The organism is Actinosynnema sp. NPDC004786 (assembly GCF_053601135.1).
Genome location: NZ_JBSGBG010000100.1, coordinates 1 through 6,882, shown reverse-complemented (window position 1 = coordinate 6,882; position 6,882 = coordinate 1). Strand labels below are relative to the sequence as shown.

Sequence of the window (6,882 nt, the reverse complement as noted above, 5' to 3'; positions counted from 1 at the left end):
GCCACTCTTTCTCCCGGGGCATTGATCCGGCGATACTAACGCTGTTGTCCGCGACGGGGCCACAGGAAGGTTTGGGGACCGGCGGTGGGGGAGTTAGTCCGAAGCCCGGGTCGCCCCGGCGGCGGCCTGGACGCGCAACCGGGACTCGACCTCGGTCGCGGCCTGGTCGCCGTAGGCGTGGGCGAGGCGCGAGCGCAGGTCGGCCTCGGTGAGGGTGTACTCCTGGGTGCCCACGGTCTCCAGCGAGGCGGCCGCGACCGCGCACCCCACCTGGCACGCCCGCTCGACGCCCAGCCCGACCGACGTCCCCCACAGGAACCCGGCACGGAACGCGTCGCCGAGACCGGTGGGCTCGACCTCCCGCTCCACCCGGACCGCCGGCACCACCAGCGGCGGGTGGTCGCGGCGCTCGACGCGGACGCCTTCCGCGCCCAGGGTGGTGATCCACGCCCCGACCCGGCCGATGACCTCCTCGGCGGACCAGCCGGTGGACTGTCGCAACAGGACGCTCTCGTACTCGTTGGTGAACAGGTAGGCCGCGCCGTCCACCAGCTCCCGGATCGACGCGCCGTCCATCCGGGCCAGCTGCTGCGAGGGGTCCGCCGCGAAGGGCAGCCCCAACGCCCGGCTGTCCCGGGTGTGCCGCACCATCGCGTCCGGGTCGTTCGGGCCGATCACGACGAGGTCGACGCCGCCCAGCCCGGTCGCCACGGCCCCGAGGTCGATCTCGCGCGCCTCCTGCATCGCGCCCGCGTAGAACGAGGCGATCTGGTTCTGGTCCAGGTCCGTGGTGCACAGGAACCGCGAGGTGTGCCGGTGGGCCGAGACCCGCACGAACCGGGTGTCGACCCCGTGCCCGTCCAGCCAGGCGCGGTACTCGTCGAAGTCCTTGCCGACCGCGCCGACGAGCGCCGGCGTGACGCCGAGCTGGGCCAAGCCGAAGCAGATGTTGGCCGCGACGCCGCCGCGGCGCACTTCCAGGTCGTCCACCAGGAACGACAGCGACACGGTGTCGAGGTGGCCCGCGACGAAGTGGTCGGCGAACCTCCCGGGGTAGGCCATCAGGTGGTCGGTGGCGATGGATCCGGTCACGACGATGCGCATGGTCCCGCTCTCCGGGGGTCGGCGGTCAGCTGGTCACGGCTTGCTTGAGGTCGTCGGCGCGGTCGGTGCGCTCCCACGGCAGATCCAGCTCGGGCCTGCCGAAGTGCCCGTACGCCGCGGTCTGCGCGTAGATCGGGCGCAGCAGGTCCAGGTCGCGGATGATCGCCGCCGGGCGCAGGTCGAACACCTCGGTGACGGCCTGCCGGATGCGCAGCGGGTCCACGGTCTCGGTGCCGAAGGTCTCCACGAACAGCCCGACGGGCGCGGCCTTGCCGATCGCGTAGGCCACCTGCACCTCGACCCGCGACGCGAGGCCGGCGGCGACCGCGTTCTTGGCCACCCACCGCATCGCGTACGCCGCGCTGCGGTCCACCTTGGACGGGTCCTTGCCGGAGAAGGCGCCGCCGCCGTGGCGCGCCATCCCGCCGTAGGTGTCCACGATGATCTTCCGCCCGGTCAGCCCGGCGTCGCCCATCGGGCCGCCGATCACGAACCGGCCGGTCGGGTTCACCAGCACCCGCACGTCGGAGGTGTCCAGGTCCAGGCCGGCCAGCTCGGGGCCGACGACGTGCTCGCGGACGTCGGGCCGCAGCAGGTGGTCGAGGTCGATGCCGTCGGCGTGCTGGGCGGACACCACGACGGTGTCCACCCGCACCGGCTCGTCCCCGTCGTACTCGACGGTGACCTGGGTCTTGCCGTCCGGCCGCAGGTACGGCATGACCCCGGTGCGCCGCACGGCGGTCAGCCTCTTGGCCAGGCGGTGCGCGAGGGCGATCGGCAGCGGCATCAGCTCGGGCGTGTCGGTGCAGGCGTAGCCGAACATCAGGCCCTGGTCCCCCGCGCCCTGCCGGTCCAGCGCGTCCACCGCCTCGTCGACCCGGGACTCGTAGGCGGTGTCCACGCCCCGGGCGATGTCCGGCGACTGCGACCCGATGGCCACGTTCACGCCGCAGGAGGAGCCGTCGAACCCCTTGACCGAGGAGTCGTAGCCGACCCCCAGGACCACCTGCCGCACGATCGCGGGGAGGTCGACCCGCGCCCGGGTGGTCACCTCGCCCGCCACGTGCACCTGGCCGGTGGTCACCAGGGTCTCCACCGCCACCCGGGACCGGGGGTCCCGGCGCAGCAGCTCGTCGAGGACCGCGTCGCTGATCGCGTCGCAGATCTTGTCCGGGTGGCCCTCGGTCACCGACTCCGAACTGAACAAGCGTGGGGTCACCGTCTCCTCCGCAGGGACGAATGGCGTGCCGGGCGGCCTTACCGGGTGATCTCGAAGACGTTGTAGGTGACCTCCTCGCCCGCCAGCCGCTTGGTCGTGTGGTCGAGCCGGACCAGCGACTTGCCCACCTCGGCGGCGAGCGCCCGCACGCGGTCGAGGTCGCCGAGGCTGTTGAAGGTGACCAGGGCGCGCCCGCCGGGCCGCAGCCACTCGTGCGCCTCGGCGAGGTAGCGGCGCAGGGCGCTGTAGCCGCGGTCGAAGATCGCCCACTCGAAGTCCTGGGTGAACTCGAAGTCGCGCGGGGCCTCGATCACGCTGCAGTTCCAGAAGACCGTGTCGAACCGCTCCCCCGGGTCCAGCTCGGAGAACACGTCGCTGCGCAGCACGCGGACCTTCTCCTCGACGCCGTGGCGCTTGACGTTGAGCGTGGTGGTCTCGACCGCCGTGTCGGTGATGTCGGTGGCGGTCACGTGCTCGCAGCCCTGCAAGGCCGCCCACACGGCGGTGACGCCGGCGCCGCAGCCGATCTCCAGGAAGCGGCCGCCCACGGGGTAGCGCAGGACGGTGGTGTACCACTCGGTGCCGGTGCCCGGCGCGGGCGCGTACGTGCCGGGCACCAGGTCCCACTCCTTGCCGAGGAGTTCGAACGTGGTGCGGTCGGCGCCGACGGGGCCGAGTTCCGCTACGAGCTTGCGCCCGATCCGGTAGCGGTCCTCGAAGGTGTCCGGCTGCTGGCTCATGGCTCTCCTCGGGATGGCTTAAGCGGACAGCAGTGGCTTGAGGTCCGCGGCGTACTTCCTGATGAAGGGCTCGGACAGGTGGGGGACGTCGCCGGTCGGGCCGAGCCCGGCGGCGCGGACGGCCTCCCGGAACCGGGCGGACGGGATCTCGGAGCCGGGCACCACCGCCTCGGGGTGCTCGAACCGGTGGATCAGCGGCAGCGCCGAGTGCTGCCGCTGCGCCTCGGGCAGGGCGCGCATGGCCGTGCCGAACCGGACGAACCAGTCCGCGTAGTCGTCCACCCGCTCGATCCGGTGGCCCGCCTCGGCGAGCCAGTCCACGAACGTGTCGAGGGAGATGCCGTCGTCGTGCGGGTTGACCAGGCTCAGGGTGCGGAACCCGGCGTCCCGGTCCGCGCCCAGGGCGGTGATCGCCGCGGCGGTGAAGTCGACGGGCAGGCCGTCGTAGTGGGGGGACGCGCCGTCCCGGTCCGGGGCGCGGTAGAACGACCGCGGCGCGATGCCGGTCGCCAGGACGCTGAACAGCAGGCGCGTGAACACGTCGGGCACGTTGAGCTGCCCGCCGTAGTGGCTGTGGGCGAGGATCATGTTCGACCGGAAGACGGTGACCGGGAGGCCGACGAGGTCGTGCGCCTCGCGCAGCAGCACCTCGCCCGCCCACTTGCTGGTCGCGTACCCGCCGGCGTAGCCCTCGTGGACCGGCTGCACGGGGATCGCCTCGCGCACGTCGGAGTCCTCGTCCAGCGCGGGCTGCCCCACCCGGGAGGTGGCCACGGCGACGCTGGAGACGAAGGTGAACGGCTTGACCCGCTCGGTGAGCGCGAGGCCGATCAGCTCGGCCGTGCCCAGCACGTTGGCCTCGAAGAGGTGGTTGTACGGCAGCACGTGGTTGACCAGCGCGCCGGCGTGGACCACCAGGTCCACCTCCGCGGCCAGCCTGGCCCAGGTCCGCTCGTCCAGGCCGAGCCGGGGTTCGGCGATGTCGCCGGCGAGCACCTCCAGGTGGGCGGGCGCGAGGTCGGCCACCTTGGCGGCCAGGTCGGAGTCGCCGCCCGCGAACGCCTCGTCGAGCCGCTTGCGCGCCGCGGCGGCGTCCTTGCCGCGCACCACGCAGATCAGCTTCCCGCCGGCCGGGGCCAGCCGTTCCAGCCACTCCAGGCACAGGAAGCGGCCGAGGTAGCCGCTCGCGCCGGTGAGCAGGACGGTCCGGGGCTCGCCGGTCACCCGGGGCAGCTCGCGCGCCTGCTCCAGCAGGACCGGGTCGAGGAACTTGTCCAGGGTCAGGTCCGCGGCGCGGACCTCGGCGCGGGCCTGGTCGTGCACCGACTCGAACGTGGGGCGGCCCACGCCGGCCCCGCGCTTGGCCTCGATGTACTCGGCCACCTGCCGCAGGTCGTTCGCCGGGCTGATCAGCACGTCCACCGGGACCCGCACGCCGAAGATGTCGTGCAGCAGGTTGGTGTAGGACACGGCGGACAGCGAGTCGCCGCCCAGGTCGCGGAAGTGCGCGGTGGGGCCGACTTCCACGGTGGAGCCGGTCAGCAGCGCGCGGGCCGCCCGCTGGACGGTCTCCAGCACCGGCCGGTCGGCGCCCGTGCGCCGCACGTCGAGCAGTTCCTCGGACTCCTGCCGGGCGATCTCGGCGTACATCGCCTCCAGCCGGTCGCGGTACCGCGCGAGCAGTTGCGGCCGCAGCAGCTTGCGGTGGTCCGACAGCAGACCGTTGGCCTGGCTGAACGGCTCGGTCTCGACCAGGACGTCGCGCGGGATCTCGTAGGAGTTCAGCCCCGCTTCCTTCGCGACCTCGCGGAAGGACTCGCTGAGCTGCTGCTTCAGCTCGTGCGGCGCGGCGGCGAACCGGTCGAGGGTCGCCGGCGTGGGCACGACCACGGCGAGCAGGTAGGACCGCTCGCTGTTGCCGTACACGAAGATCTGGCGCACGAGCGGGCTCGTGCCCAGGATGGCCTCCAGGTTCGCCGTGGCCACGAACTCGCCCTGCGACAGCTTCAGCACGCTGTTGCGGCGGTCCAGGATCTCCAGCTTGTCCGGCGCGATCTCGGCGACGATGTCGCCGGTCTTGTAGTAGCCGTCTTCGTCGAAGATCGAGGCCGACAGCTCGGGCTGCTTGTAGTAGCCGGGGATGGCGGACTCGGTCTTGAGCAGCAGTTCGCCGCGCGGGTGCGGGGTGTCGGTCCGGTAGTAGCCCAGCTCGGGCACGTCCACGAGCTTGTAGTCGACGACCGGCGGCCGCAGCATCGCGCCGTCGACCGAGACGCCCGCGACCTCCGTGGTGCCGTAGAGGATGTGCAGCTCCAGGTCCAGCAGGGACTCCACGAACGCCCGCAGCTCGGCCGACAGCGGCGCGGAACCGCAACTGGCCCAGGCGATCCGCCCACCGAGGACGCGCTGCCGGATGTCGACCTTGACCTGCTCCTCGACGGCCGCGCGGTCGTCGCCCGCCACCACGCGCCGGTCGACCTCGCTGCGGTGGTACTGGAACAGCATCTCGCACACCCGCGGCACCAGCGACAGCTCGGTGGGGCGGGCCAGCGCGATGTCCTCGAAGAACGTCGACAGGTCGCTGCTCGCGGTGAAGTAGCTGATCCCGCCGCGCGCCATGGTGTTCTTCACCGAGGAGTGCCCGGCGACGTGGCTCATCGGCATGTAGTGGAAGGTGATCGCCTGCTCCTCGGAGAACAGGTCCGACCACCCGTCGCCGCCGAACATCGACGCGACCAGCCGCTCGGTGTAGATCGCGCCCTTCGGCGTGCCGGTGCTCCCGGACGTGTAGACCAGCATCGTCATGGGGTCCTCGCCCTCGGCGGGCGTGAACGGCGGCGCGTCCGGCAGCGCCGCGCCCCGGCCCAGCACGTCGGCCAGGGACTCGACCCGGGCGTCGTGGCCGGCCCGCGCGAGGCGTTCCCGGGCGGCGGCCAGCCTCTCGTCGTGCTCGTCCACCCCGGGGTGGTGGTCGAAGACCACGAGGCGGCGGACCGCCGGGCTGTCCGCGACCAGGTCGACCGCGGCGTCCACCCGGTCCAGGGAGGCGGCGACGACGCGCGGTTCGATCTCCGCCACGATCGCCGCCAGCTGCGTCATCGGGGCGCTGGTCTGGAGCGGGACGCTGACCGCGCCGAGGCGGATGCACGCCAGGTCGACGGTGGTGTAGTCGCGGCTCGCGAACCCGAGCAGCGCCACGCGGTCCCCCGGCGCGAGGGCGTCCACCGGGTCGTGGTGCCACTCGTTCGCCACCGCGCGGACGCGGTCCCACATCTGGGCGAAGGTCGTCGTCTCGTAGGACGGCAGCAGGCGGAGCGACGTGCGGCCGGTGCCGGGGTCGCGGACGACCTCCTTCGCGCGCTCGCCCACGGCGGGGCGGTCCGCGTAGCGCCGCATCACTTCTGCCACTTTTTGCGCAAGCCGCATGCTGGGTCTCCACATCGCACTGCCGGGTCGAATCGGTGCTCGACAACCACAAGTGAGGTGGTGTTCACCGGGCGGGACGTCGGTTGTGCCGCGCTGCTCTCCGGTGATCACGACGCTAGTTGCCGACCCGGGAGGTGCCCACAAGCCGGATCAGAATCTGTCATGTCGCGGCCGCGAGGGCCGATGACGTGCACGAAAACGTCAAATCGCCCGAATTCGGGCACGGGAAAGGGGTTGCCCCGCGAGACGGGGACCGATCAGCGCGGGCGACCGACACGGCACGAGCGGCGCGACACGAGCGGCGGCGACACGAGCGGCGGCACGAGCGGCGGCGGCACGAGCGGCGGCGGCACGAGCGGCGGCGGCACGAGCGGCGGCGGCACGAGCGGCGGC

At 72.5% G+C, this 6,882-nt stretch carries 4 protein-coding genes; all 4 read right to left on the bottom strand.

Annotated features, from left to right (window positions below; all coding sequences use genetic code 11):
* Nucleotides 1-93 precede the first annotated feature (93 nt).
* The 4 genes from ACWEFJ_RS39015 to car are packed head-to-tail and all read right to left on the bottom strand — an operon-like array spanning nt 94 to nt 6,504.
* Nucleotides 94-1,104 carry a carbohydrate kinase family protein gene (locus tag ACWEFJ_RS39015; protein ID WP_449716886.1) on the bottom strand — a complete coding sequence of 337 codons (1,011 nt, stop codon included), beginning with the start codon at nt 1,102-1,104 and terminating at the stop codon, nt 94-96.
* A 25-nt stretch (nt 1,105-1,129) separates the two neighbouring features.
* On the bottom strand, nt 1,130-2,311 hold the full coding sequence (gene metK, locus ACWEFJ_RS39010) for a methionine adenosyltransferase (protein WP_449716887.1): 1,182 nt from the start codon (nt 2,309-2,311) through the stop codon (nt 1,130-1,132).
* Nucleotides 2,312-2,361: 50 nt separating this feature from the next.
* Entirely contained in the window at nt 2,362-3,063 is a 702-nt protein-coding gene (locus ACWEFJ_RS39005; protein ID WP_378094963.1) for a methyltransferase, read from the bottom strand.
* A gap of 18 nt (nt 3,064-3,081) precedes the next feature.
* Complete coding sequence (car, locus tag ACWEFJ_RS39000; RefSeq protein WP_449716885.1) at nt 3,082-6,504, bottom strand: carboxylic acid reductase; 3,423 nt, start codon at nt 6,502-6,504, stop codon at nt 3,082-3,084.
* Nucleotides 6,505-6,882 lie beyond the last annotated feature (378 nt).